This window comes from Nevskia sp. (assembly GCF_021732705.1).
Taxonomy (GTDB): domain Bacteria; phylum Pseudomonadota; class Gammaproteobacteria; order Nevskiales; family Nevskiaceae; genus Nevskia.
The window spans coordinates 1-26,790 of the sequence record NZ_JAKFUM010000009.1; the positions used below are offsets into that span (position 1 = coordinate 1).

The window sequence follows — 26,790 nt, forward strand, 5'->3', positions numbered from 1 at the left end:
CTCGTCAAGGCGGCGGCCCGACACCTGCGCAGCGTGCAGCGGCAGCCCGACCGCATCAAGCGCTACTTCCAACACGAGCCGGTTCGGTATGCCGCTTGAGTTCAACATTTGAATGCCGGCTCAATAATGACGCGTTTTTATCAGGACCTGATCGCAATGGCACTGATCTAAAACAAGTCTGCAGCCATCCAGATGGCCGCATCCCTGCCTGCCCTGACGACGGAAATCCGATTCCGGCTATAGAAGCGGTTTATACACGCGGTTTCGAGGCAATCAAAGTTCGATTGATAATCGTCAAGCAATTGTCATCAGGCCTGTCTTCATCACGTTATTCGTGCGTGCCGCGCACGATTTCATTGTTCATGTCGGCTTTTTTGCACCGTCGTAGTGCGCACCGGAATGCATCGATATTGAAGCCCTTGATCAGCGGAACTTTCGACCGTTTCGTGCATCCGAACGTAGCGCTCCAATTCAATTACGACGCGGTGCGCGTGTTCAAACATGAAACTTGTTAACTTGCGACTGTCAGCCGCACCGTTGTTGGGCCGGAACCGATGGTCGCCTTGACATTTAATGCACTTTCAAGCGTTCGTCACCGAACGACTGTTATCTTTTTTTCGAGCCGATACATGGAGAGCCGGTCGATGTCGCCAAAACCTGCAAGCTTGCTTTGCAACCTGCTGCTGGCGATCTGTCTGGCATCGACGGCAACGCTGCCTTGGCCGGCGGCAGCGGCGACGGTGATCAGCGGTGCCGACAAGGGACCCGCGATCGAAGGCTACGATCCGGTGGCGTACTTCACGGACGGCAAGCCCGTCCGCGGCTCGGAAGCGTTCTCGACCGAGTGGCAGGGTGCGACCTGGCACTTCGCCAGCGCCGAGCATCGCGATCTTTTCATCGCAATGCCCGAGCGCTACGCACCGCAGTACGGTGGCTATTGCGCCTATGCCACCTCGCTGGACCGGGTGGCTGCCGGTGATGGCCGACACTGGCGAATCGTCGACGACAAGCTCTATCTCAACAACAACTGGTTCGCCCACAAACTGTGGCAGACCGATGTCAAGGGCAATCTGGTCGACAGCGAGCGGCACTGGCCGGAGGTCAAGGCCCGCATCGAGACGGCGAACTGACATGCCGCCGGCCGCAGATGGCAACAACCTGGCGATCGCGCCAGCGACCGCGGACACGGACGCGGGCGGCGGCAAGCTCCGTCGCGCCTGCCGGATCGCGCAGCGCTGGCCGTCATCACCGCGGGCGATGGCCGACGATGCGCTGGCTCAGGCGATCTCGGACCTGCTGCCGGTGCTGATCTGCGGCGAGGCGTCGGCCGAGCAGGCGTTCGGGCGCGCCGTGCAGTCGCTGTCGGCTCGCCTTCCGGCAGCGATGACGCAGGCCTTGCGCAGCATCGAGGACGACGAGCGCCGCCACGGTCGCGTGCTGGGACAACTGTGCGAATCGCTGCCGCCACCCCGATCGCAACGTCCGGCCCGCGCCGCAGCGCGCTTCGTTCGGCAGATTCAGCAGCGCGATCCCGCGCGCCACCTCGCCAACATTGCCGCGCTGGATGCCGCCCTCTGTCGCGTGCTGTCCGGCGTCTGCCAGCCCGGTCGCCCCCTCGCGCGCAACCCTGCCCTGCTCGCGGTGTTCGATGGCATACGTCGCGACGAAGCCCGCCATGTCCGGATCAGCCGGCGAACCGCGATGCACCTCGGTCTCGGCGCCGATGTCCTGCGCCATGCCCGGATGACCGTCGGCGAGGCCTTCGCCGCGCTGCTGCTGCCGCAGGCCGCGGCGTTCGCCGTGCTGGGCATTGACGAATCCGAGTTGCGACAGCGGCTGAAGGCCAGCGCCGGAGTCGCGGGCTCGACCGATGTCGATGACGGGATAGAACCGGAAGCCATCGCTTCGTGACGGCAAGGATCGTCCAGGGCCGACTCCGGCTGCTCGGGTCCGGCATCGCGCTGCCCGGCGAGCGGCTGTCCAGCGCCGATCTGCTGGCGAGAATCGAGCGCAACTTCGACGGCCTGCCGGTTCGCACCGGCCATGCGCTGGCGCGACGGCTGGCGGTCAGCCATCGCCATCACAGCCGGGATTGGCTGCAACGGCTGGAGTCCCCGCGCGATGGTGATCGCAACCCCGATCTCGCGGCGCTGGCACTGGCGCAGGCGCTGCGGGAAGCCGGCGTCGACGCTGCCGGTCTGCAATACCTGATCGGTCACACGACGACCCCGGCGAAGCTGCTGCCGCCGAACATCGCGGAAGTGGCGAATCGACTGGGAGTTGCCGCGCCATACGTCGAGCTGCGACAGGCCTGCACCGGCTTCGCCAATGCGCTGCAGCTGGCGGCGGGTTTGTTGACAGCACCGGGCGCGGCGCCGGTCGGCATCGTCGGCAGCGAGGTCGGTTCCGTGTTCTTCGATCCCGCCGCACTGGCCAGCGATCCGTCGCAGTGGGTCAATCTGATGCAGATGGGCGATGGCGCCGGCGCTGTCGTCATCGGCCGCGACGACGGCTCGCCCGGTCCGGCGATCGAGTCGCTGTACTTCGGCCATATCGGCCTGGGCCGCAACCCGGGCTTCCTGCTCGAAGACGGCGGCTCGGACTATCCGGCGGTGCGTCAGGGCCGAGTGACATCGACCTTCCATCACCCGTTCGAGACGGTGCGCGACGAAGGCGAGGCGCTGTTCCGCGCGGGTTTCGCCGCCGCTGCCGCAGCCGGCATCGCGATCGATTCCGTGCGTTACATCATTCCGCATCAGGCCAACGGTCAGATCGGCCGCTGGCTGGCGCGTGGCATGGGCCTGCCGGTGGAGCGATTCCGCGGCAACGGCGCGGTCGTCGGCAACCTCGGCAGCGCCTCGATCTGGGTGGCGCTCGACGACCTGCGCCGCAGCGGCGAACTGGCACCCGGCGATCGGGTGCTGATCGTCGGCGCCGAAGCCACGCACTATCTGTACGGCGGCTTCGTCTATGTTCATGGCTGAGGCGGCAGCCGGACGCGCACCGGCGCTGGTGCTGTCCGGCATCCGGCAGTCCTTCGGCACCGTGCAGGCACTGACCGGCCTCGACCTGACGATCGACACCGGCGAGATCTTCGGTCTGCTTGGCCCGAACGGGGCCGGCAAGACCACGGCGCTGCGGATCATCAGCGGCCTGCTGCGGCCCGGCGCGGGCAGCGGCCGCTGTCTCGACCAGCCGCTGGGGCGGCCAGTGCGCGGCCTTGGCTACATGCCGCAGCGCGGCGGCTTTTACGACGATCTGAGCATCGCCGAAAACCTCAATTTCCTGGCCCGCGCCCATGCGCTGGCCGATCCAGCGGCGCGCGTCGCGCAAGCGCTTGATGCGCACGGCCTGCACGAACGCAAGGCGCAGCGCGTCGGCCATCTGTCCGGCGGCTGGCGCCAGCGCGTGGCACTGGCGGCGGCACTGCTGCATCGCCCTCGCCTGCTGCTGCTCGACGAGCCGAGCGCCGGGCTCGACCCGCAGGCGCGCGACACGCTGTGGCAGCGGCTGCGCGCCCTCGCCGACGCCGGCACGACGCTGCTGGTGACGACGCACTACAGCGACGAGGCCGAACGCTGCGACCGGCTGGGCTACCTCGACGGCGGCCGGATTGTCGCGACCGGGCGCCCGGATCGCATCGCGGCCGATCTGGGGCTGGCGGTGCAGCGATCGGCCGCGACCGCCGCCCCGCCCGTTGTCGCCGACGGTGCGATGGTGCGAGACGGCAGCGGCTGGCGCGTGATCGCACCGGCTCGATCGCTGCCCGCCGACGCCCGCGAACCTGCGCGCCTCGGCGATGCCCTGAGCTGGCTCGCCGCCGGTCGCGGAGCGGGCCGATGAAGCATTGGCTGGCCGGCGTCCGGGCGCTGGCCGGCAAGGAGTTGCTGCACATCGTCCGTGATCGGCTGACCCTGGCCCTGCTGATCAGCGTGCCGCTGGTGCAACTGCTGCTGTTCGGCACTGCGATCGACCTGCATCCGAAAGGCCTGCCGACGGCGCTGGTCGCACACGAGGACGACAGTTTCACGCAGCGCGCGGTCGCCGAGCTCGAAGCCGTCGGCTATTTCCGGATCGCCGCGCGCACGAACGACGCTGCCGTCGCCGAACGCTGGCTGGCCACCAGCCGTGTGCAGTTCGTGCTGGAACTGCCGCCGCAGTTCGGGTTCAAGGCCACGGTCGGGCAGAAGCCGGAAGTGCGGCTGATCGCGGATGCCACGGATCCGGTGGCGTCGATCGTCGCGACACAGGCGGCCGAAGCGCGCTATGCGCAGGCCGCTGCCGGCGACCGTCCGCTGCGGGTCGATATCGTCATCGACAAGCGCTACAACCCCGGCGGCAACTCGCGGCAATTCATCGTGCCCGGGCTGCTCGGCGTGGTGCTGACCCTGACCCTGGTGCTGCTCGGCGCATTCGCGCTGGTGCGGGAGCGCGAGTCCGGCAATTTCGAAAGCCTGCTGCTGCTGCCGATCCCGAAATCCGCGGTGCTGGTCGGCAAGGCAACACCGTACTTCGTGCTCGGCTGCTTGCTGTTCGCCGGCCTGCTGGCGATCTGCACGGTCTGGCTCGATCTGGCGTGGCGGAACCTGTCGTGGGCCTTGGCTGCCACCGTGATGCTGTTCGTTGCCGCCAACCTTGCGCTTGGGCTGACGCTGTCGCTGCTGGCGCGCAACCAGATGCAGGCGATGCAGCTCGGCGTGTTCTTCTATCTGCCGTCGATGCTGCTGTCCGGCTTCATGTTTCCGTTCCACGGCATGCCGGCGTGGGCCCGGGCGATCGGCGAACTGCTGCCGCTGACGCACTTCCTGCGCGTGGTGCGCGGCACGCTGCTGAAAGGCCTGCCGGCGGAGGCCGTGCCGGCGCTGGCGTGGCCGATTGCGGTGTTCGCGATCATCCTGGGGCTGGCGGCGGCGGCGCTGTTCCAGCGGGCGCGCTGACCGCAGCGGGCTGCACCATCATCCGCCGGAACACCCGTGTCACATCACCGTCCTGCGACGGCACCGCGTTTGCCGGTCGTATGTCCCGCAAGGCCTTGCCGCTCGCCGGCAGGCCGTAGCTGCGATCACTGACGATCACCTCGAACGGCGCGCTGCTGCCGCGCTCGAAGGTCACGACCGAGCTGCGGCCGTGGGTCAGCGTGTGATCCGTCACGCAACGCCAACCACCGCGGGCGCTCGGCAAGTCTTGATCGCCGTTCTTGGCGTCGGCCGCCTGACCGGCGCTGGCGGCGATGACGCGCTTGAGACCCGCTTCCGGAGCGAAGCAGACGCTGGCGGTCGGCGCGCCGCGCACGGAAGACAAGGTGGCCTGGCCGTGTGTGACGCCGTCCTTCTGGTAGCTCAGGTTGATCGTGAACGTCGGCGCGGGCAGGTTTTCGGCAGGCGCCGGGGCCGAAAGTGGCTTACCGCGCGATGCCGGCAGCAGCGGCTTTTCGCGTCGAGCGAACGTCGCAACAGTCCCGAACGCCTGCGGCAGCACACCGGAATCCGGCCGGATCAGCCATTCCGCCTGGCCGCTGTCGGCATCGAGCGCGTATTCGATGTTGACGCGCTGCGGCGCATCGACGCTGTACGCCGGCTGCCGCGCCGCGATCATGGTGCCGATGACGGCGACGACGGCAAAACCGCCGACAGCGCGACGCTGCGCACCCAACCCGCAGGCCGCGATCACCGGCAGCAGCGGCGCGGCCATCCACGCGATCAGCAGCGCGATCGCCGGCAGCAGTGCCAGGCCGAGGCTGGGATACAGGAACCAGACCGTCGGCAGCAGCACGATCAGGCTCACCGCGATCGTCAGCAGGTCGCGCACGGTGGAAGGGCGATCGTCGGCAAATGGTCGCAGGCCCCAGACCAGCACGGCGGTCGCCGGCAGCAGCAGCGCAAAGCTGGCGCCCGGAAGCAGGAACGCGGTCAGCAGCGACAACAGCTGCAAGATCAGTCCGAACGCGAGCGCGAGGCCGGCAGCCGAGACCCGCCGGCGAAACACGGCCGTGAGGCCGGCGAGCACGGTGGCGGTCCACGCCGTCATCGCGATCAGCAGCGGCAGCGGCCGTGCCGTCCATTGATAACCGGCGGCGCCCGGCGGCACGGCACCGACCGCTCGCAACACCTCCAGCAGGGTGGCCGCGGCAGCGGCGCTGGTGACGAGGCTCAGCACCACGAGGAACAGGCTCCAGCCGATCGGACCGAGCCCCACCGCCGGCCGCCCGGCAATCGCCAGTGCAAGCCAGAGCACGGCGACGATCCCGGCCAGCACGGGCGCCCATGACGCCGGCCACTGCAGCAGCGTGGCGGCCATCAGGTCGAGATAGACCGCATCGTGCGCCTGCTGGGTTTCGGGAGCGGCGACATCGGCATTCGCCAGCACCCGCAGCATGGCCAGCGCGTTGTCACCCTGATGCTGCACGCTGGCCAGCGACAGGTGCGCCAGATCGTCCAGCGGCGTGTGGTAATGCTGCACCGAGCCGGAGAACGCGAAGTTGTAACCCTGCCAGCCGTGGGCCTTGAATACGGTGAAGTCGGTATCGTTCGGCAGCAACTGGTAGGCGGTGTAGTAGATCGAGTTGGTGATCGGCAGTTGCACCTTCGGCGCGTACGCGCGCATCGCCCAGCGGTTGGCGCGGCCGGTCTCGAACAGCACGCTCGGCCCGGAACTGCCGCGCGCCTCGATATTGACGGCCGCTTTCACCTCTCTGGCCCAGCGATGCCCGTCGGCGAACACCCTCGCGCCGAACAGGCCGACTTCCTCGCCATCGCTCAGCAGCAGGATCACGGCGTGCCGCGGCGCCGGCGCGCTGCGCAGCGCACGGGCGATCTCGAGCACGGTGGCGACTCCGGCACCGTCGTCCGCCGCACCCGGGCCGGCGCCCACCGAGTCGTAGTGCGCCGCCATCAGCACCGCCGCACCGGGTTCGCGGCCATCGAGCCGGGCGACGAGGTTTTCGATCTGCGCGCAGTTGCCCCATTCGTCGCAGGCGCTGCCGATCTGCACTTCCGGACTGTAGCCAAGGTCGCGCAGCTGGCTCAGCAGCCGGTCGCGCACGGCCGCATGCGCAGGTGTGCCGATCGGATGCGGTGCACCGTCGCCGAGCATCGTCGCGAGCGCGGCCTGCGCGCGGGTGGCCGAGAATTCGGTCGCCGGCGCATCGGCGCCGCGCGGCGCGCTGGGCTGGTAGCGAATCGCGACGACGATCGCGAGCAGCGCAGCCAGCGCCAGAGCGATGACGAAGTTGCGGGCCGCGGCGGCGGCTACGGAGGCGGACGGCATCGGCGGCAGTATCCGGGAAAGGCGATGGCGTCGATTGTCGTCGCTTGCGCGGCGTTCGCGCGCTCGGCCTGCGGGCCGCCGGAACGACGACCACAAAAAAGCCCGCGTTGGCGGGCCGTTTCGATCCAGATTGCATGTAGTGGTGGGTTGCCCCGGACTCGAACCGGGAACCTACTGATTAAGAGTCAGCTGCTCTACCGATTGAGCTAGCAACCCGCACGACATACTGAAAATGGGGTGGACGATGGGACTCGAACCCACGACCTCTGGAATCACAATCCAGAGCTCTAACCAACTGAGCTACGCCCACCATAAGCGTATTTGCGACTCAGCCCTTCGCACCCAGAACCGTTTGCAAGCTTGCGATTTGCGAGGTACCGGACCGCTGCACCTCAGTGCGGCGCGCAGTATACCCGGACGTGAGCAGAGTGCCAGTCTTTTCTGACGGATTTCGAACTATTTCGCCCGGTAAAACTGCCCCGGGTCGAACAGGGCGGCGGGCAACGCGGTGTCGACCTGCTCGGTGCCGAGGCGAATCTCGGCCTGATTGCCCTCGCGCAAGTCCTTCAGCAGCAGCCGTCCGGCGCGCCAGCGATTGCCCGATTTCTGCACGCTGGCGGTGTCGACGGTCAAGGTTTTCCACGGCACGCCGCCGTACAGATCGGCACTCAGCGGCAGGCACCAGACCTCGTCGATCACCAGATCGACCCGGTCGTACAGGATGTTCGGATCGCTAGGCGGCAGGTAACGCCAGCGTTCGGCACTGCGGTTGCCGACCTTTTCCGGGCCGATCCGCGTCAGCTGCCCGCCGACCAGGCCGCTGAACAGGAATTTCAGATCGAACGCCGACAGGCCGCTGCCGAACAGCGATTGCGCCATCGTCGCGCCAACGACCTTGCGCACCTTGCGCACGCTCGGCAGATACAGGAAGAACGCTTCCTGCCCATCCTTCGTCGTCAGCAGGTAGGCCGCACCGGCCAGATCGGCCGGGGCCGCGAGTTTCAGCATGCCGCGCTGATCGGCGCCGTCGCGCTGCCAGTACCAGCGGCCCGCCAGACGCCGGATCATGCCGGCGGCGTCCGACTGGGCGATGGTGATGTCCTGCGCCACCGAGCGTTCGAACAGGTTCGCGCGCAGACAGGCGCGCAGACCCGCCTCGTCCCGGGCCTCGACCGGTGCCGCCGCAAGCAGTGCCGCCGCGATGGCGGCAGCGCCCGCCCACCGCCGTCGCGTCATTGCAGCAGCGACAGCGCCGCGGTGACGTGATCGGCCTTCTTCGCCAGATGCTCCATGACGAACACCTGCATTTCGCCGACCAGGAAGCCGAGCGAGGCACCGACCGCGATCAGGATCCATTCATCCTGCTCGAACGCCGGATGCAGCAGGCCCTCGAACTCCTCGACCGACAGCTCGGTCATTTTCGAGGCCAGCGTGTTCTCGATCGCCATCGCATCGCCGGCGTAGGCCTCGATGTGCTTCAGCGTTTCCGGCAGCCGCTTCATGATTTCTTCCGCGACCAAACGCTTCATTTCCTGGTACTTGGTCGAGCCGACGGCGAACACGACGAACGGCTTGGCGATGCCGGACTGCTCGTCGACGACCTTCTGCACCTGCTTCTGCACCATGTTGAACAGGCGGTCCGACAGCGGGCCCTTCAGCACAGCGTCGATGATGTTGCGCGGCGTGACGATTTCCTTCGCGATCAGGCGTCCGTACTCCGCCGAAACCTCGGCGCGGCGCTTCAGGAACAGGCCCTGCCACTCGATCAGGCCACCGAGATACTTGGTGGGGTGCTTGGGGTTGAACACCATCTTCAGCGCCAGCCAGTCGGTGAACCAGCCGGTGAACAGGCCGAAGATCGGCATCACCAGCGGGTTCTGCGTCACCGCCCAGGTCACCGCCTGCACCACGCCGATCAGGAAGCCGAAGTAGATGCCGGAGTTGCGGATGAACTTGAATTCGCCGCTGCCGGCTTCGAGGAAGATGCGGTTCAGCAGCGGCTTGTCGCGCAGCAGGTTCGAAACGACCATGTCCTTGAGATCAAAGACCGAGTCGATGTTCTGCTTGATGTCGACCATGATCGCGCGAACGATGTTCGGCGCCTCATGCTGGATGCGGCTGATGATCAGCCGCTTGACCGCTTCCGGCGCCGCTTCCCACAAGCCCGGCGAATAGACCGCCGCCACTTCGCGGGTGATGTCCTCGACTGCCGCCAGCAGCGGCTTCTCGATTTCGCGCGCAATGCGGTCCGGATCGAGCTTGTTGAAGATGTCTTCCGGCTTGATCAGGCGCGAGGTCATGGTGTCGCAGGCGATCGACGCCATCGTCGCCGCCTTGCGCGGCACGATGCCCTGCCAGCCGAGAAACGGCTTGATGCCGACGAACTCGATCGGCTGGAACATCATCTTGATCGCGACGATCTTGGTGACGTAGCCGATCAGCGCCGCAACGAACGGCATCGACAGGTACAGCAGCCAGTTCAGCTGCACGTCCGCGACGATCTGTGCCCAGCTTTGCATTGCCCTTCCCCTTTCGCGTGATCCCGCTTTTTCGTGCCGGCGCTTCGATCAGCGCCGCTTCATTGTTCGCTGCCGCGTCGGCTCAGTCTTCGGTGACGCGGCAGGCTTCCCAGAGATTGCGCCCCAGCTCGGAAATCTTCAGCGTGCGGCGCTTGATCTGGCTGCGCTGGCCGCCGGCCTTCATCTGGTTGATCAGCTTGCGCAGCAAATCGTCGGTTTCCAGGATTTCGTACTTGGTGGTCATCGTGTAGTCCTCCGGCCCGGTCTCGACCAGCCCCGCCGCCATCAGCCGCTGGATGTAACCGCGCGTCATTTCAACGAGTTGCACGCCCGCCGCGCGGCCGACGGAGCTGGTGTTCTCGAGCACCGAGTGCGACACCATGCCGAGCTTCGACAGCGCCACCAGATTCACCAGCGGATAGGCCGAGCCATCCGACAATGCCGACAGGATGCGCGCCTCGTCCGGCAGCAGGTTGCGGATCAGGATGCTGTAGTACGCGAGTTCCGCCTGTTCCTTGGTCTGTTCGGATGAGGTCTGCAACAGCTGCCGCAGCAGTTCGCCCGGCTCGCGCAGGTCCCGGGTCGGCGCGTGCGTGGCCTCGGTGGTGTCCATCGAAAACGCCACCACCTGCACCGTCTGCGAGGTTTCGCCCTCGATCCGGTCCAGGCGCTGCTTCAGCTCGCTGAGCAGGCGCTTCTCGACCTTGTCCATCTGTTCCTGCACCAGCGCGCCACCCGGCATCCGCGCCAGCAGGCGGTTGCCGATCGAGGCCGGCGTGGCGCCGTCTTCGCCGACGGCTTCCATCGCGCGCTGCCAGATCGACGGGGGTTTCTTCTTGCTCATGGGGCTCGATGCAGGCTCAGGGCGTGGGGGGCGATGCGGTTGGGCTGGACGTCGGCGACGCGCGCTTCGGCAGCGCCGGGTCCGGCGCCTGCTCGAGCCGCAGCGTGTCGACCTCCAGCTTCAGATCCGAATGCTGGATGATGACGGGGATCGGGGTCGTCGGTGAAGTCACCGCCAGACCGAACTTGGCGAGGATCGGCGTCGTCACCTCGCGCTGCGCCTTGATCCGGGTGGTCAGCACCGTGTCCACCGGCGCGGCGATGGTCTGGTTCAGCTTCAGGCCGATCGGCCCGTGAAACTTGACCCGCAGCTGGGTGTCGATCGGCACGACGAACTTCACCGGCTGCTCGAACTGCAGCGGAACCCGGCCGGAAAACGCCACGTTCCGCAGACGCTTGACGTTCTGGTACAGGAAATCGGTGCGGCCCTTGATGTCGGCAAACGTGTCGACGGGAATCAAGCCCTTGTATTCGATGGTGAATTTCAGCGGAACGACAGTATCCAGATCGATGTCGGCGGTGTAGTCGCCTTCGATCGGCAGGCTCAGCGTCTGCTTGAACGGCACGGTCGCGTCGATGTAGCCGTCGAGGTTGATCGTGACATCGTTGGTCGCCTGGGCGTTCGCCGTGAACGTCGGCGGTAGCGTGATCAGCGCCGGCTGGTTGCTGACGGTCAGGCCGACGATCAGATACGAGTACAGCCAGAAGCCGAACAGGCCGCAGGCGACCAGCAGCCCGCCGCCGCCGATCAGTCCCGCCAGCCAGGCCAGTAGCTTCTTCACGGTGCCGGCGCTGGCGCAGGCGCCGGATTGCCATGCTGGCCAAGGCTCAGCAGCACGGTGCGCAGCGGCAGCAGCAGGTCGGACTCGACGATGACGATCTTCGCCGGGTCCGGAATGGTGATGCTCGCTTCGAGCGCCGAGCGCACCGGCACGCTCATCTGGCTCTTGATCGGAATCGTGGTCGAGATGTCGGCCTTCAACGGCACCCGCAATGCCTGCTTGAGCCGCGCCTGCACTGGGGCCTTGAACTTGAGCCGCACCAGCTGATCGACCGGAATGTTCAGGCTGACCGGCACCGTCGCCTTGACCGGAATCTTTCCTCGCAGCGGCAGGTCGTGCTTGTCGCCGAGGATCTCGGCCTTGATCACGGTATCGATGTCGAGAATCTGGTCGATCTGGATCTTGTCCCGCACCGGCACGTTGATCTTGATCGGCACATCGCCGTCGAAATCGGCCATCACGTTCAGCGTCTCGGCGATCGGGATCGTGATCATCTGATCGACCGGCACGGTGGTGGTGATGCTGGTGTCGAGCGAGATCTCGAGATTGTTCAGCACCTGCGCGGAGACCCGCAGCGGCTCCGGAATGATCACGGTCGCCGGCTGGTTGGTCAGCAGCAGCCGCGCATCGACATTGCGGAACACCCAGACGCCGACCACCACGCCGGCGGCGACGCCGATGATCGCGATCAGCCCGATTGCCGCCAGCAGCGTTTTCATCGTCGTGACCTTTCCTAGAACTTGTAGGCGATGCTGGCGGAGACGAAATCGCGATCGCCCAGCGTGTTGCGCTTGCCGCCGCCGAAGAAGAAGGCGCCGACCAGATTGACGTCGAAGTCGCCGTAGTTGAAGCGGAAATCGGCAACGCCGAGCTTGCGGCCTTCGATGAAGTTTTCGGCCAGACCCGGCGAGACGCCGGTGACGTCGTGGGTGAAGACCAGGAATGGCGTGACATCCAGCCCCGGAATGCCGACATCGGCGTAGTGCAGCAGCGCGCCGAGCCGGTAGCCGAGCGAGAACGGCGTGACATAGCCGCCGACATTGCGGATCGGATTGATCCGCAGCGCGTTGTTGGTATCGAACGCACCCGGCCCGCCGTGGGTATCGGTGCCCGGCCCTTCGAACTGCAGGCGCGACTTCGACGGCAGGTCGATCACCCAGATGTTGGTCGCCTCGAACAGCAGTGCTGCGTCCTTGGTGCCCAGGAAATGCGTGTTGCCGAACACCTTGGTCAGGCCGAGCGACGCCTGCTGCACGGCGAGCCGTTCGTAGCCGCGGATGTACGAACCGGGCACGACCTCGCCCGGCGTGCCGCCGCGGTAGGCAGTGATGAAGTCAGGAATCGCCGTGCGCGAGCCGGGCACGGTCGTGCCGAGCACGTTGTTGGCGCCGAGCAGCGCCTGCAGGGTGCCGATCGCACCCTGCAGGTTGCCGCTGGAAGCCCCGATGATCGCCAGCGCGTTGGTCGGGTCCTGCAGCGCGGCGATCAGATCCGGCAGCGAGTTGCCGGCCGTGAACAGCGGGATGTCCTGCCGCGGCAGCGCCGGCTGCAGCGCGGCGAACAGCACGTCCTCGATGTCGACCTGTACCGGCTGGTTCGGCCGAAACGCGAACTCGCCGCGCACGGCGATGCCGGACAGCAGGGTCGAGAAGCTGGCGCCGAACAGATGGATGTTCTCGGGATAGTCGAGAAAATAACGCGCGGTATCGAGCGGCACCGCCTCGCGCTGATGCGTGCCCGGCACGCCGCAGGCGCTGATGAACGACACCAGCGAGGTGGCATCGATGCCGGACGGATTGCCCTCGCGCCGCGCGCAGCTGGCATCGGACGCATAGGCGCTCGCGCTCGGAATGCGCGAGTGGTAGTTCGAGTAGTAGAAACCGAGCTCGGAGCCGCCGAGCAGTTCCGGATGCCAGTAGAACGCCGCTCCGTACTGGCCCTGATTGCTCGGCGTCTGGTTCGGCGCGCGGCGCAGGGTGAAGCTGGTTTCACTGACCAGCGCCAGGATGTCGTTCGCCGGCGTGCCGATCTGCAGCGGGTCGTACGGCGCCTTCGCGAACGGCGCGATGATGCCTTCATTGCCGGTGACATGATTGCTGGCGTTGAAGAACGACAGATACGAGCCGCGTGCCGGAATGCCGACCGGCCGCCATTCGAACTGGTAGAACGCCTCGAAGCTCAGGCTGTCGTTGATCGGCCCCTTGGCGATCGCGAGTCCCACCGGGCGGTAGACCTCTTCCAGCGTGCCGCCCGGCCGCGCCAGGTTGTTCACGTCTGGCGGGTTCAGGAAGTTCAGGCTGCCTTGCGTGGCGAATGTCGCTTCACCCCAAACCAACCGCTGCCGGCCGATGCTGACATCGATCGGCTGGCCTTCGACGTCGAACGTGTCCTGCACGAAAGCGTCGAGCAGCTGCACGTCGTAGCCGATCTGCTGGATCGTCTTGATGTCGCGCTTGCTGCGCACCGGCACGCCCGGTCCACCCGGCGTCACGATCTGGTTCGGATGGTTCTCCTTCAGCGTGGCGTTGATGTAGTCGTAGAACGCCAGCGTGCCGACTTCGAACTTGAAGTTGTTGCGGTGCAGCTGGAAGCGCGAGTTCCACTTGACCGGCGAGGCGATGAAATCGCCCTTGTCGTAGTTCAGGTTGCCGTCGTCGTAGACCGAATTGCGCGCACCCGGCGCGGCCAGATAGCGATCGTTCGGCTCGCGGTTGTCCGGGCTGACCGACAGGCACTCGTCCTGCGCGCACAGGCTCGGATCGAGATTCGACTTGCCGACGAGAAACGGATCGCGATTCTCGATGCGCACCGCGGTGCCGATCGAAACCCGGTTGTTCCACTCGTGTTCCCACTCCGCAGCCGATGCCAGCAGCGGCAGCGCGGCGAGCAATGGCAGACCTCGCAGCATCCGTTCAATTCGCATGGCGAGCTCCGTCTCGGGCGGTATCGGCATCGCCGCGCCTGCGCCGCGGCTTCCAGAACTGGATGCGCGGCAGTTCGATGATTTCCGTGCGATCGACGATGGTCTCGGTCTGTCCTTTCAAGGTGCTGACGTGGTCCATCAGCGTCTCCATGTGCACGACGATCCGGAAGATCGACAGGATCACTTCCAGCGCCACCCGCACCACGACGACGCCCGACACGAACAGCACCGGCATGATCAACAGCGTCCAGACGAGCCCCAGCGCCAGCGAGTACCCGAACACCAGCGCGGCCAGATAGAGATTGATCGCCGCCACGCCGGCAACGCACAGCACGTAGATGGCCGGTGCCATGCGGGTGGTGACGATGGTGCGCAGTTGCACGTCGGTGAGGCCGACGAGGACATCGACCAACTCGGCCCGCACCGCCTGCCAGCTGGACACGGCTTCGTTCGAGCCCTGCGCTTCCACCTTCATGACGAGTCCCCCGCTCGTGTCCTGTCTCGACGGCTGCTGCCGCTTCTGTTGTTGTGCGGCCGGTCGCCATGCGCGCCCGCCGTCTGCTTGGATGCTCCCGCGCTCCCGCGCGGGCCGCTGCCGATGATGACGGCAATACCGATCGCCACGCGACATCGCCATGAAGCCGCTGATCCGATCGTCATCGAAGCCTACACACGACTGTTACATTCGGCAATGACAGTGTCCTGATGTGCAATCGCTCGGAAAGTCGTTCGTCGCGACCGGACCGCATGCCGTGCCGCCCGCCTCGACGGTGTTGAGGAAAAAACCACAACATCCTGTTTGGATTGTATTTTTAGCGCGGACCACGATCACGAGGCGCTGCGCCGTCCGCCTCGCCGTGCGTCCGACGCCACTAGCCGACATCCGCTTGCAACCGATTGCTGCGACCCTTGCCAGCCGATTCGTCGGGCTGTTACTCTGCACTTACCGTCCGGTCAGTCAGCAATTGTTGACCAAACCGATCCCGTGCTTTCCGCTGCACATCCGACCGCGTCCGTCTCGATGACCCTTCCCGCCGGCGCGCGCTCGATTCTCGACGCTGCCACGACCCTGTTTTCCCGTACCGGCTTCGATTCCGTGTCGCTGGCGGAAATCGCGTCGATGGCGGGTGTCTGCAAGGCCAACATCTTCCATCACTTCGAATCGAAGGAAGCGCTGTATCTCGACGTGATGCGCGAAGCCTGCAAGGGCCACGCGGAATTCGCCGAGAGCCTGCTGCAGCTGCCGTTGACCAGCACCGAAAAGCTGCGCCGCCTCGTCGCGTTCGAGTTCGCCGACATGTTCGAGCACGAATCGCGCACGCAGCTCGTGTTCCGCGAAGTGCTGAACGCCGGCAGCGGCAAGGGTCGGCAGCTGGCCGAACAGGTCTTCCAGCGCAATTGTTTCGCGGTGATCGCGCTGTTTCAGGAAGGAATCGACCGGGGCGAGTTCCGCGCCGATCTCGATTCCGGCATCACCGCCTGGATGCTCGGCGCCAGCACCATGATGTTCTTCCAGAACCGCAACATCCTGCCGCACATGCCGGGCATGGGCGGCTGCAACAGTCCGGCCGATTTCGCCGAAAAGATCGTCAACACGATGCTCCAGGGCCTGCTGGCGGCGCCAGACGCCTCCGGAACCGCCGAGGCAGCATCGCCATCGTCATCAAGGAAGCCGACGTGATGAGTTCCCGTTTTCAATCGCTGCGCCGTCGCAGCCTGCAGGCAACCGGTGTCGCGCTGGCCGTGCTGACCGCCGGTTGCGCGCTCGGTCCGGATTTCGCGCCGCCCGCCGCACCCGACGATGCGCGCTTCACGGCCCTGCCGCTGCCCGAGCGGACCGCGAGCAGTGCCGCGCCGAATGGCGAGGCGCAGGCGTTTCTCGCCGGCCGACCGTTGCCGGATCGCTGGTGGACGCTGTTCGGGTCGCCGAAGCTCGATGCGCTGGTCGAGCAGGCCTTGGCGGCCAGCCCGACCGTCACGTCGGCGCAGGCCGCGCTGCGCGTGGCGCAGGAAACCTTCCGCGTGCAGCGCGCCACGCTGTTTCCGTCGTTCGATGCGACGTTCGATGCGTCGCGCCAGAAGATCGATACCGGCAGCTTCGGCAATCCGGGTGGCGGCGCGGCGATCTACAACCTCTACAACGCCTCGGTCCGGGTCAATTACGGTCTCGACATCTGGGGCGGTACCCGGCGCGGCATCGAAGCCCAGCGCGCCGCGACCGAATACCAGCGCTACCAGCTCGAAGCGACCTACCAGACGCTGATCGCCAACGTCATCACGACGGCGGTGCGGGCGGCGGAGCAGCGCCTGCTGCTGCTCGGCCAGGAACAGGTGATCGCAACGCAGGAGTCGCTGCTCAAGGTCACCCGCGCCCGCTTCGAAAGCGGCGCCATCGCCCGCAGCGAATTGCTGGCGCTGGAATCGGCGCTGGCCACCGAGCGCAGCAAGCTGCCGGGCTACAAGCTGGGCCTGACCCAAGCCCAGAACCAGCTCGCGGTCTACCTCGGCAAGCTGCCGAGCGAACAGCCGCCGATCGAGGTCGACCTGTACGAGCTGAAGCTGCCGCAGACGCTGCCGCTGTCGCTGCCGTCCGAGCTGGTGCGCCAGCGGCCGGACATCCGCGCCGCCGAAGCGACGATGCATCAGGCGTCCGCGAACATCGGCGTGGCCACCGCCAACCTGCTGCCGCAGATCGTGCTGACCGGCAGCATCGGCACGCAGTCGTCGGTGCTGGATGACCTGTTCAAGGGCAACATCTTCTCGATCGCCAGCTCGGTGACCCAGCCGCTGCTGCATGCGGGCGAGCTCACCGCCAAGCGCCGCGCCGCGATCGCCACCTACGACCAGACCGCCGCCGACTATCGCGACACGGTGCTGAACGCGTTCCGCAACGTCGCCGATTCGCTGCGCGCACTGGAAACCGATGCCGAGTACCAGCAGGCGCAGTTCGCGGCGATGTCGACGTCCGAGCAAAGCCTGCGGCTGATCGAAAGCCAGTACCGGCTCGGTGCCGGCAGCTATCTCGACGTGCTGACCGCCCAGAACCAGTACACGATCGCGCGCGCCGGCTACATCGTCGCGATCAGCAGCCGGCTGACCGATACCGCCGCGCTGTTTCAGGCTCTGGGCGGAGGCTGGACCACGCGTGATCCGGCGGCCGATTCGCCGCTCGATCCGTCGAATCCCGTCAGCGCCGCCGCCGCGCCGTAATCCTCATCTCACGAATCGTTTCGCAGCGCACCGCCGCACGGATCGCGCACTTTTGGAGAATCACATGCGCTGGCTCAAGCTCTTCGGCATCGTCATCGTCATCCTGCTGATCATCGGGGGCGTCAAGGCGTGGCAGATCCAAAAGGTCATCGCCGGCTTCGCCTCGGCACCGGAACCGCAGGTCGCGGTGTCGACGCTGACCGCGTCGTACGCGGACTGGCAGCCGGAACTGACCGCCGCCGGCTCGCTACGCGCGATCCGCGGCGTCAACCTGACGACGGAAGTCGCCGGCCTGGTGCAGACCGTCGCCTTCGACTCGGGTCGCGAGGTCAAGGCCGGCGAGCGCCTTGTGCAGCTCAATGCCGATACCGACATCGCCAAGCTCGACGCGCTGAAGGTCGCGCTGAATCTGGCCGAGATCAATCTCAAGCGCGACCGGAACCAGCGCGAGGCGGATGCGATCAGCCAGGCGCAGCTCGACAGCACCGAATCGGCCCTCGCCAGCGCCAAGGCCGCCTATGCCGAGCAGGCCGCACTGGTCGCCAAGAAGTCGATCCGCGCGCCGTTCGATGGCCGCCTCGGCATCACCACCGTCAATCGCGGCCAGTACCTGAATCCGGGCGATCCGATCGTGACCTTGCAGCAGCTCGACCCGATCCACGTCGACTTCACGTTGCCGCAGCAGGCGCTGACCCAGCTCAAGGTCGGCCAGAAGGTGCGCGCGAAGAGCGACAGCTTTCCGGATGCCGAATTCACCGGCGAAATCGCCGCGATCAACCCGCTGGTGGATACCGACACCCGCAACATCCAGGTGCTGGCCACCCTGCGCAACCCGCAGAAGCGGCTGCTGCCCGGCATGTTCGCGACCGTCAACGTCATCGCCGGCGCCCCGGCCCGGTATCTGACGCTGCCGCAGACCGCCGTCACCTTCAATCCGTATGGCGAGACGGTGTTCGTCGTGGTGCCGCGCGGCAGCGAGAAGGCGCCGGACCCGAACACGCCGCCCGATGTGCAGCGCACGCAGGCGCTGGCCGCGATCGACGAAAAGATCAAGGCCAAGCAAGCGGCCGAGGGCAAGCCGGAACCTGAAGCGAAGGCCGCCGCAGCGTCGTCAGCCGAAATCGCCACCGGCAAGCCGGCCGAGCCACCGCCGCTGGTCGCGCGGCAGGTGTTCGTCAAGGTCGGGCCGACCCGCGGCGATCAGGTCGCGATCCTGTCGGGCCTGAAGGAAGGCGATGTCGTGGTCACCAGCGGCCAGCTGAAGCTCAAGACCGGCGCCCGGGTCGAAATCCACAACGAGGTGGTGCCGGCCAACGCGCCGGATCCGAAGCTGGTCGACGAATGAGCCGCGCCGACGCCGTTGATCCAGGGACGATGACCTCCTCATGAAATTCACCGATCTGTTCATCAAGAAGCCGGTGCTGGCGACCGTCGTCAGCCTGATGATCCTGGTGCTCGGCCTGCGCTCGATGTTCGGGCTGCCGGTGCGCCAGTATCCGAAGACCGAGAACGCGACCGTCACCGTGACCACGGTCTACTACGGCGCAAATCCGGACGTGATCGCCGGCTTCATCACCACGCCGATCGAGGCCGCCGTGGCGCAGGCGCAGGGCATCGACTATCTGACCTCGTCCAGTTCCTCGGGCGTGTCGACGGTCACCGCGACGCTGCAGCTGAACTACGACTCGAACCGCGCCCTCAGCGAAATCAACACCAAGGTGCAGTCGGTGCTGAACCAGCTGCCGGCGGAAGCGCAACAGCCGACGCTGACCGTGCAGATCGGCGAAGCGATCGCGGCGATGTACATGGGCTTCAATTCGACGACGATTCCGTCGAACAAGGTCACCGACTACATGGTGCGCGTGGTGCAGCCGAAGCTGCAGACCATCGCCGGCGTCAAGCAGGCGGAACTGATCGGCGGCCGTCAGTTCGCGCTGCGCGCGTGGCTGGACCCGCAGAAGCTCGCCGCCGTCGATCTGACCGCGACCGATGTCTACACCGCGCTCGCCAACAACAACTACCTGTCGGCGCTCGGCACGACCAAGGGCCAGATGGTCAGCGTCGATCTGACCGCCGGCACCGATCTGCACTCGGTCGAAGAGTTCAAGGAACTCGTGATCAAGCAGAAGGGCACGTCGCTGGTGCGGCTGAAGGATGTCGCCAACGTCACGCTCGGTGCCGAAAGCTACGACTCCGGCACCCGCTTCGACGGCAAGCAGTCGGTCTTCATCGGCATCCAGGTGGCGCCGGACGCCAACGTGCTGACCGTGGTCAAGAACGTGCGCGCCGCGTTCCCGGAACTGGTGTCGCAGCTGCCGGAAGGCCTGCACGGCGAGATCGTCTACGACTCCACCGAGTACATCAATTCCTCGATCAGCGAAGTGGAAAAGACGCTGGTCGAGGCGCTGCTGATCGTCACGGTCGTGATCTTCCTGTTCCTCGGCAGCTTCCGCTCGGTGATCATCCCGATCATCGCGATGCCGCTGAGCCTGATCGGCGCGTTCTTCGTGATGCTGCTGCTCGGCTACTCGATCAACCTGCTGACCCTGCTGGCGCTGGTGCTGGCGATCGGTCTGGTGGTCGATGACGCGATCATCGTGGTCGAGAATGTCGATCGCCACATGAAGATGGGCAAGAAGCCGCTCGAAGCGGCACTGGTCGGTGCCCGCGAACTGGCCGGACCGATCATCGCGATCTCCGTGGTGCTGATCGCGGTCTATGTGCCGATCGGCTTCCAGGGCGGCCTGACTGGCGTGCTGTTCTCGGAATTCGCATTCACGCTGGCCGGTGCCGTCGCCGTGTCGGCCGTGGTCGCGCTTACCTTGTCACCGATGATGTGCGCGGTGTTCCTGCGCGACGACCACGGCTCGAACAAGTTCGTGGCGATGATCGACCACAACTTCGAGCGCTTCTCGGCCGCCTACCGTCGTCTGCTCGGCAGCCTGCTGAATGGCTGGTCCGCCGTGGTCGTGTTCGGCTTCGTGATCATGGCGCTGATCGCCGTGATGATGATGATGCCGCAGGCGGGCGTAATCGCGAAAAGCGAACTGGCACCCGCCGAAGATCAGGGCTTCCTGATCCACATCGTCAGCGGTCCGCCGAATGCCACGTACCAGCAGATGGCCACGTACACCGACCAGATCTACGGTGTGATGAAGGAATTCCCGGAGTACGACAGCTCGTTCCAGATCGAAGGCGCCGGCACGATCAACTCCGGCATCGGCGGCTTCGTCGCCAAGCCGTACGAGGAACGCACGCGCACCACCGGCGTGCTGTCGGTGGAACTTCAGAACAAGAGCAACAGCATCGCCGGCGCCAGCGTCTACTGGGTCAACCCGCCGCCGCTGCCCGGCGGCGGCAACGGGCTCCCGATCCAATTCGTGATCGGAACAACCGAATCGTTCGACAAGCTTTACGAAGTCGCGACCGCCGTGATTGCCAAGGCGCAGGCCACCGGCAAGTTCTACGTGCTCGACAATGGGCTCAAGATCGACAAGCCGCAGACCACGGTCAAGGTCGATCGCGACAAGGTCGCCAGCCTCGGGCTGACCATGCGCGATGTCGGTTCGTCGCTCGGCTCGCTGCTCGGTGGCGGCTATGTCAACTACTTCTCGATCGAGGGGCGCTCGTACAAGGTCATTCCGCAGATCCAGACCAACGACCGTCTGAACGCCTCGCAGCTGGACAACTACTACATCCGGGCCGCGAACGGCACGGTGGTGCCCGCCTCGACCGTGATCAGCCTGAAGTCGGAAACCGTGCCGCAGTCGATTCCGCACTTCCAGCAGTTGAATTCGGCCACGATCGGCGCCGTGTTCGGCGGCACCCAGGGCGAGGCGCTGCAGATCCTCCGCGACATCGCGAAGACTACGCTGCCGCAGGGTTACACGATCGACTACGGCGGCGTCTCGCGTCAGTTCGTGCGCGAGTCCGGCGGCTTCCTGACCACGATGGTGTTCGCGCTGATCATCATCTTTCTCACCCTGGCAGCGCAGTTCGAGAGTTTCCGCGACCCGCTTGTCGTGATGATGTCGGTGCCGATGGCGATCTTCGGGGCGATGGTCTTCCTGTTCCTCGACTTCGCCACCCTGAACGTCTACACGCAGGTCGGGCTCGTGACCCTGGTCGGGCTGATCGCCAAGCACGGCATCCTGATCGTGCAGTTCGCGAACGAGCAGTTGGCGCTCGGCAAGTCGAAGCGCGAAGCGATCGAGATCGCCGCCGAGACCCGCCTGCGTCCGATCCTGATGACCACCGCCGCGATGGTGCTCGGCGTCATGCCGCTGGTGATCGCCAGCGGTGCCGGGGCCGTCGGCCGCAATCACATGGGTCTGGTGATCGCGACCGGCATCACCATCGGCACGATCTTCACGCTGTTCGTGGTGCCGGCGATGTATCTGTGGCTGGCCAGCGCGCACAAGCAGAAGGATGCTGCGGTGGGAAGCGAGGCTGCGCCGATGAAGCCGCAGCAGGCCTGATTCCGGCCTTCCGATCGGCGAATCCCGCGTGACAGCGAGCCCCCGTCATCCGCGCGATGACGGGGGCTTTTTCGTGGCTTTGTCGACGCGTGCGCTCGCGTACGATGCGCCGTGACCTGCGAAATCGTCAGCGCCGAACCTGTCTCCGCCGCCTCCGTTGCGGCCTCGATCGGCCTCGCGCACCTGAAACGGCTGCGCGGCTACTACCGCTCGGCCGGCTGGCCGATGCGGGACAACCTGGAGCTCGATCTGCTGGTCGCCGGCCTTGCTGAACTGAGAACCGGACCCGGTGGCCACGAGACCGTGCACGTCACGACCGCCGGCCTGCACGCGCTCGCCGGGCTGCTGGCGCGCAACCGGGCGTCGCTGGCGCGGCATGAAGCGCTCGTCGCCCGTGTCGTCGATCATCTGCAGGCGCAGGGCTGGCTGACGTTCACCGGCCGCAGTTTCAAGGTCAAGCCGCAGGACAAGTGGATCAGCGTGCGGCCGGATGTCTTCGCGCTGCCGCAGACGCTCGACGAGCGCCGCATCGTGCCCTGCGTCTACGAGATCAAGGTCTCGCGCGCCGATCTGAAATCCGACCTGCGCAACGATGCCAAGCGCCTCGGCTACGAATTCCTGTCGAAGCGGCTGTACTACGTGCTGCCGGAAGGGCTGGCGACGGACGCCGATCTGTCGGCGATTCCGGACAGCTGCGGCGTGCTGCTGGCGGCCAGCGGCCGGCTGATCGAGCAGCGGCCAGCCCCGATGCGCGACGTCGATCTGCGGCCGATCCACTGGCTGCAGCTGTTGGCCAGCTGCAGCGACGCGAAGATCGGCGAACCGCTGCAGTTGCCGCTGCAGAACGCCTGTGCCGACCGCGATACCCATGGCTGACGGCGAGCTGCCGGCCCCGACCCTGCGCGAGATCACCGTCTCGGTCCGTGCCCTGTGCGAGTTCGGCGCCAAGCGCGGCGATCTCGATCGGCGCTTCACGCCGGCACCGACGGCGCAGCAGGGCATGGTCGGCCACAGCGTGGTGCAGGGTCGCCGGTCCGGGCATTACCTGCGCGAAGTACCGCTCAGCGGCATCGCGCAGGGCCTGACCATCCGCGGCCGCGCCGATGGCTTCGATCCCGAGCTGCGGCGGCTGGAGGAGATCAAGACCCATCGCGGCAATGTCGCGCGGATTCCGGACAATCACCGGCAGCTGCACTGGGCGCAGGCCCGGGTCTACGGCGCGCTGCTGTGCCGCAGCCGCAGTCTGGAGTCGCTCGAGCTGGCGCTGATCTACTTCAACGTCGACGACGAAACCGAGACGGTACTGACCGAGACCGCGACGGCCGACGCGCTGGAGCAGTTTCTCGACGCCCTCGCCGTCACCTATCGAGTGTGGGCGGAGCGCGAAGCCGTGCATCGCGAGGCCCGCAACGCGGCGCTGGCGCAGATCCGCTTCCCGCATGCCGATTTCAATGCTGGCCAGCGGCTGCTGGCGGAGTCCGTGTTCCGCGCGGTCAGTCAGAAGTCCGCGCTGCTGGTGCAGGCGCCGACCGGCATCGGCAAGACCGTGGGCACGCTGTTTCCGGCGCTGAAGGCCTGCCTGCGCCAGCCGATCGACAAGCTGTTCTACCTGACCGCGAAAACCCCCGGCCGGCAGGTCGCGCTCGAAGCACTCGCCCGCATTCAGGGCGTCGCACCCGAACGCCCGCTGCGCGTGCTGGAAATGGCCTCGCGCGACAAGAGCTGCGTGCATCCGGACAAGCGCTGCAACGGCGAATCCTGCCCGCTGGCACGTGGTTTCTACGACCGGCTGCCGGCGGCGCGGGCCGCGGCGGTCGACACCGCCCAACTCGATCAGCCCGGCCTTCGTGCGGTCGCCGCGCAACACGAGATCTGTCCGTATTACCTGAGCCAGGAAATGGCGCGCTGGGCCGATGTCGTCGTCGGCGACTACAACTACTACTTCGATGGCCAGGCGCTGCTGTACGCGCTCGCCGCGCAGCACGAGTGGCAGGTGGCGGTGCTCGTCGACGAAGCCCACAACCTGGTCGACCGGGCGCGTGACATGTATTCGGCCACGCTCGATCCGGAAGCGATTGCCCGCGCGCGCCGGCAGGCGCCGCCATCGCTCCGGCGCGGGCTTGCGCGCATCCAGCACGCGGTCAGCGACATCGCCAATGTCCAGACCGAGGACTACGACGTGCTCGATGCCGTGCCGGACTCGCTGCAGCACGCGCTGCAGGATTTCATCGGCGACGCGAGCCGCCTGCTGGCCGAGCAGGGCGACGATTTCCCGGCCGATCTGCAGCAGTTCTTCTTCGACGCACTCGGCTTCATCCGCGCCTGCGAAACCTTCGGCCGGCATTCGATGCTCGACTCGCAGATGGATCCGTCGACCGGCAGCGAACGCCCCGGCAGCACCACGCTTACCATCCGCAACATCGTGCCGGCGCCGTTTCTGGCGCCACGCTTCGCCGCTGCGCACGGCGCGGCGATTTTCTCGGCCACGCTGAATCCGCCCGAGTTCTACCGCGACCTGCTCGGCCTGCCGGAAGCCACACCGTGGCTCGACGTGCCATCGCCGTTCAAGGCCGAGCAGCTCGATGTCCGCATCGCCCGCCACGTCACGACCCGGTTTCGCGAGCGCGAGGATTCGATCGAGCCGATCGTCGACCTGATCGCCGAACAGTTCCAGCGCCAGCCGGGCAACTACCTCGCGTTCTTCAGCAGCTTCGACTACCTCGAACGCACGCTCGACCGGCTGCGACAGCGCGCCGCACCGCTGCCGGTCTGGGCACAGGAGCGGCGCATGGACGAACGCGCCCGCAGCGAGTTCCTCGATCGCTTCACCGCATCCGGCCAGGGCATCGGCTTCGCGGTGCTGGGCGGCGTCTTTTCCGAAGGCATCGACCTGCCCGGCTCGCGCCTGATCGGCGCCTTCGTCGTCACGCTCGGGCTGCCGCAGGTCAATCCGGTCAATGAGGAAATGGCACGCCGCATGGACGAGCTGTTCGGCGCCGGCTACGCGTACACCTATCTGTATCCGGGCCTGCGCAAGGTCGTGCAGGCGGCGGGCCGGGTGATTCGCAGCACCGAGGATCGCGGCGTGGTCGTGCTGGTCGATCGTCGGTACCTCCAGCCACAGATTCGCAGCCTGCTGCCGGCGTGGTGGCGCCTCTGAGCCGGCGCCATCGGCGCGCTCGGTGCGCGAAGCCGGTGCTACCGTAAGCGCCTTTCCGCCATCTCCGACGAGTACCGCGATGACTGCAACCGACTTCTATCCGATCGGCACCCCGGGCACACCGTGGGGCGATGCTGAACGCGCAGCCTGGCTCGCCAGCCAGATCCGCCACCGCCGTTATGACGTCGATGTGCTGCCGGTGATCGAGCGCCTGCGCGGCACCTTCGAAGTCATCGAATACGGTCGGCTCGACTACGAACCGGATGCCTTCCCGCTGTTCGCGATCAAGAGTCACGACTGGCAGGACAGCCTGCCGACGGTGCTGGTCACTGGCGGCGTCCATGGCTACGAAACGAGCGGCGTGCACGGCGCGCTGCGCTTTGTCGAAGGCCATGCAGCGCGCTACACCGGGCGGATCAACTGGCTGGTCGCCCCGTGCGTCAGCCCCTGGGCTTACGAGCGCATCCAGCGCTGGAATCCGCTGGCCTTGGACCCGAATCGCTCGTTCTCCGGCGACGGCAAGACGCTGGAAGCCGCAGCGCTGCTACGGCTGGTCGCCCCGTTCCGCACGCGTGTGGCGCTGCATGTCGATCTGCACGAAACCACCGACACCGACGAATCCGAGTTCCGACTGGCACTCGCCGCCCGCGACGGCAAGCTCTCCAAGCCCGGCGAGATTCCGGACGGCTTCTATCTGGTCGACGACAGCGAGCATCCGAATACCGCGTTCCAGCAAGCGGTGATCACGGCGGTGGCGGCCGTCACCCACATCGCACCGGCCGACGCCAAAGGCGAGATCATCGGCTCGCCCGTCGTCTCACCCGGCGTCATCCATTACCCATTGAGCCAGCTCGGCCTGTGCGCCGGCATCACCGACGCCCCGTACAAGACCACGACCGAGGTCTACCCGGACAGCCCGCGCGCGAACCCGGAACAGTGCATCGCCGCGCAGGTGGCCGCGGTGGTCGCGGCAATCGACTACGTGCTGGCGAATCCGACGACATGAGTGCTGTCGACATGCATCACAGGATTGGCGGTGCATTGCACCTGCTGTCGATCATCCCGAATCGCTCTTGAACGTGATCAGGCTCAGGCGGCGATCTCTGGGTGCGCTCCAGCCACCAGCGGTCTCGGTGGAATCGTTGCCGCGTTTCGCGGGCATGGACGTCATGCTTGCCTCACGCCACTGCAGGCGAGCCGGCCACAATGATGTATGCCGGGCGTAGCCGCCGCCACACCACAGGTCGTACTGAAAAACACCGGGGTTTTCAACGAGCGCATGGGCGCGCTCCGCCCAGCGCTTGACCGCAAGATGGGATGACGTCGCCCCCAAACCGATCAGCGACAGCATGCTGTCCTTGGAGCGGGTCTTCCACTGCGTGCGAACCGCGTCCCCAACAATCAGATACAGCATACCGAGGAAGAATCGGGCTTTCGGCCCAACAGCGGTCGTAGACAACTCGATCAACAGCAGGTCGTGGGCGTCTGAGATGCTGATGATCAGGCCCCAGTCCTGCATCGGCTGAGGCGACCTCGAACGCGCCCACCGCCGGATTTCGTCTGCCGTGGGGTTCGCAACGTCGGCAAAGTCCGCTGCGGTCATGCGGCC

General features: G+C 66.3%; 22 protein-coding genes and 2 tRNA genes. 13 read left to right on the forward strand and 11 right to left on the reverse strand.

What is annotated here, in order from left to right; all coding sequences use genetic code 11:
- The 6 genes from QZ951_RS10745 to QZ951_RS10770 form a co-directional block, all read left to right on the forward strand.
- On the forward strand, nt 1-515 hold a 515-nt coding region (locus tag QZ951_RS10745; protein WP_293000708.1), incomplete at its 5' end, for a hypothetical protein.
- Nucleotides 516-644: 129 nt separating this feature from the next.
- Complete coding sequence (locus tag QZ951_RS10750; RefSeq protein WP_293000581.1) at nt 645-1,130, forward strand: YHS domain-containing (seleno)protein; 486 nt, start codon at nt 645-647, stop codon at nt 1,128-1,130.
- A gap of 1 nt (nt 1,131) precedes the next feature.
- Nucleotides 1,132-1,911 carry a hypothetical protein gene (locus tag QZ951_RS10755; RefSeq protein WP_293000582.1) on the forward strand — a complete coding sequence of 260 codons (780 nt, stop codon included), beginning with the start codon at nt 1,132-1,134 and terminating at the stop codon, nt 1,909-1,911.
- On the forward strand, nt 1,908-2,984 hold the full coding sequence (locus QZ951_RS10760; protein WP_293000583.1) for a 3-oxoacyl-[acyl-carrier-protein] synthase III C-terminal domain-containing protein: 1,077 nt from the start codon (nt 1,908-1,910) through the stop codon (nt 2,982-2,984). Before QZ951_RS10755 ends, QZ951_RS10760 begins: the two co-directional genes overlap by 4 nt.
- The gene (locus tag QZ951_RS10765; RefSeq protein WP_293000584.1) at nt 2,977-3,843 is read left to right on the forward strand and encodes an ABC transporter ATP-binding protein; all 867 of its coding nucleotides are present in this window, start codon (nt 2,977-2,979) and stop codon (nt 3,841-3,843) included. Before QZ951_RS10760 ends, QZ951_RS10765 begins: the two co-directional genes overlap by 8 nt.
- Nucleotides 3,840-4,937 carry an ABC transporter permease gene (locus QZ951_RS10770; protein ID WP_293000585.1) on the forward strand — a complete coding sequence of 366 codons (1,098 nt, stop codon included), beginning with the start codon at nt 3,840-3,842 and terminating at the stop codon, nt 4,935-4,937. The genes QZ951_RS10765 and QZ951_RS10770 overlap by 4 nt, the downstream gene beginning before the upstream one ends.
- On the opposite strand, the gene QZ951_RS10775 is transcribed toward QZ951_RS10770, so the two are convergent.
- From QZ951_RS10775 to QZ951_RS10820, 10 genes are all read right to left on the reverse strand, one after another.
- Nucleotides 4,891-7,266, reverse strand: coding sequence for a M20/M25/M40 family metallo-hydrolase (locus QZ951_RS10775; RefSeq protein ID WP_293000586.1), 2,376 nt, complete (start codon nt 7,264-7,266; stop codon nt 4,891-4,893). The genes QZ951_RS10770 and QZ951_RS10775 overlap by 47 nt on opposite strands.
- Before the next feature lie 140 nt (nt 7,267-7,406).
- A tRNA-Lys gene (locus QZ951_RS10780) sits at nt 7,407-7,482 on the reverse strand.
- A 17-nt stretch (nt 7,483-7,499) separates the two neighbouring features.
- Nucleotides 7,500-7,576, reverse strand: a tRNA-His gene (locus QZ951_RS10785).
- A 146-nt stretch (nt 7,577-7,722) separates the two neighbouring features.
- Nucleotides 7,723-8,502: an outer membrane lipoprotein-sorting protein gene (locus tag QZ951_RS10790; RefSeq protein WP_293000587.1), complete on the reverse strand. Its 780-nt coding sequence runs from the start codon at nt 8,500-8,502 to the stop codon at nt 7,723-7,725.
- Nucleotides 8,499-9,785 carry a DUF445 domain-containing protein gene (locus QZ951_RS10795; RefSeq protein ID WP_293000588.1) on the reverse strand — a complete coding sequence of 429 codons (1,287 nt, stop codon included), beginning with the start codon at nt 9,783-9,785 and terminating at the stop codon, nt 8,499-8,501. The genes QZ951_RS10790 and QZ951_RS10795 overlap by 4 nt, the downstream gene beginning before the upstream one ends.
- 82 nt (nt 9,786-9,867) lie before the next feature.
- Entirely contained in the window at nt 9,868-10,629 is a 762-nt protein-coding gene (locus QZ951_RS10800) for an Abi-alpha family protein (protein WP_293000589.1), read from the reverse strand.
- 16 nt (nt 10,630-10,645) lie between these two features.
- Nucleotides 10,646-11,410: a hypothetical protein gene (locus QZ951_RS10805; protein WP_293000590.1), complete on the reverse strand. Its 765-nt coding sequence runs from the start codon at nt 11,408-11,410 to the stop codon at nt 10,646-10,648.
- Complete coding sequence (locus tag QZ951_RS10810) at nt 11,407-12,129, reverse strand: hypothetical protein (protein ID WP_293000591.1); 723 nt, start codon at nt 12,127-12,129, stop codon at nt 11,407-11,409. The genes QZ951_RS10805 and QZ951_RS10810 overlap by 4 nt, the downstream gene beginning before the upstream one ends.
- Before the next feature lie 14 nt (nt 12,130-12,143).
- Entirely contained in the window at nt 12,144-14,333 is a 2,190-nt protein-coding gene (locus QZ951_RS10815; RefSeq protein ID WP_293000593.1) for a DUF1302 family protein, read from the reverse strand.
- Nucleotides 14,323-14,808: a DUF4282 domain-containing protein gene (locus QZ951_RS10820; protein WP_293000595.1), complete on the reverse strand. Its 486-nt coding sequence runs from the start codon at nt 14,806-14,808 to the stop codon at nt 14,323-14,325. Before QZ951_RS10820 ends, QZ951_RS10815 begins: the two co-directional genes overlap by 11 nt.
- Before the next feature lie 546 nt (nt 14,809-15,354).
- On the opposite strand from QZ951_RS10820, the gene QZ951_RS10825 reads away from it, so the two are divergent.
- From QZ951_RS10825 to QZ951_RS10855, 7 genes are all read left to right on the forward strand, one after another.
- Nucleotides 15,355-16,014: a TetR/AcrR family transcriptional regulator gene (locus QZ951_RS10825; RefSeq protein ID WP_293000596.1), complete on the forward strand. Its 660-nt coding sequence runs from the start codon at nt 15,355-15,357 to the stop codon at nt 16,012-16,014.
- Nucleotides 16,014-17,543 carry an efflux transporter outer membrane subunit gene (locus QZ951_RS10830; protein ID WP_293000597.1) on the forward strand — a complete coding sequence of 510 codons (1,530 nt, stop codon included), beginning with the start codon at nt 16,014-16,016 and terminating at the stop codon, nt 17,541-17,543. The genes QZ951_RS10825 and QZ951_RS10830 overlap by 1 nt, the downstream gene beginning before the upstream one ends.
- Before the next feature lie 64 nt (nt 17,544-17,607).
- Nucleotides 17,608-18,888 (forward strand): efflux RND transporter periplasmic adaptor subunit, encoded by a 1,281-nt coding sequence (locus QZ951_RS10835; RefSeq protein ID WP_293000598.1) that lies wholly within the window; start codon nt 17,608-17,610, stop codon nt 18,886-18,888.
- A gap of 40 nt (nt 18,889-18,928) precedes the next feature.
- Nucleotides 18,929-22,021: an efflux RND transporter permease subunit gene (locus QZ951_RS10840; protein WP_293000599.1), complete on the forward strand. Its 3,093-nt coding sequence runs from the start codon at nt 18,929-18,931 to the stop codon at nt 22,019-22,021.
- A gap of 111 nt (nt 22,022-22,132) precedes the next feature.
- Nucleotides 22,133-22,897, forward strand: a complete 765-nt coding sequence (locus QZ951_RS10845) for a hypothetical protein (protein WP_293000600.1) — start codon at nt 22,133-22,135, stop codon at nt 22,895-22,897.
- A complete protein-coding gene (locus tag QZ951_RS10850; protein ID WP_293000601.1) occupies nt 22,890-25,181 on the forward strand; it encodes an ATP-dependent DNA helicase in 2,292 nt (763 codons plus the stop codon). The genes QZ951_RS10845 and QZ951_RS10850 overlap by 8 nt, the downstream gene beginning before the upstream one ends.
- A gap of 79 nt (nt 25,182-25,260) precedes the next feature.
- On the forward strand, nt 25,261-26,187 hold the full coding sequence (locus QZ951_RS10855) for a M14 family metallocarboxypeptidase (protein ID WP_293000602.1): 927 nt from the start codon (nt 25,261-25,263) through the stop codon (nt 26,185-26,187).
- A 51-nt stretch (nt 26,188-26,238) separates the two neighbouring features.
- Here QZ951_RS10855 and QZ951_RS10860 read toward each other — a convergent pair whose 3' ends face one another.
- Nucleotides 26,239-26,784 carry a hypothetical protein gene (locus QZ951_RS10860; RefSeq protein ID WP_293000603.1) on the reverse strand — a complete coding sequence of 182 codons (546 nt, stop codon included), beginning with the start codon at nt 26,782-26,784 and terminating at the stop codon, nt 26,239-26,241.
- Nucleotides 26,785-26,790 lie beyond the last annotated feature (6 nt).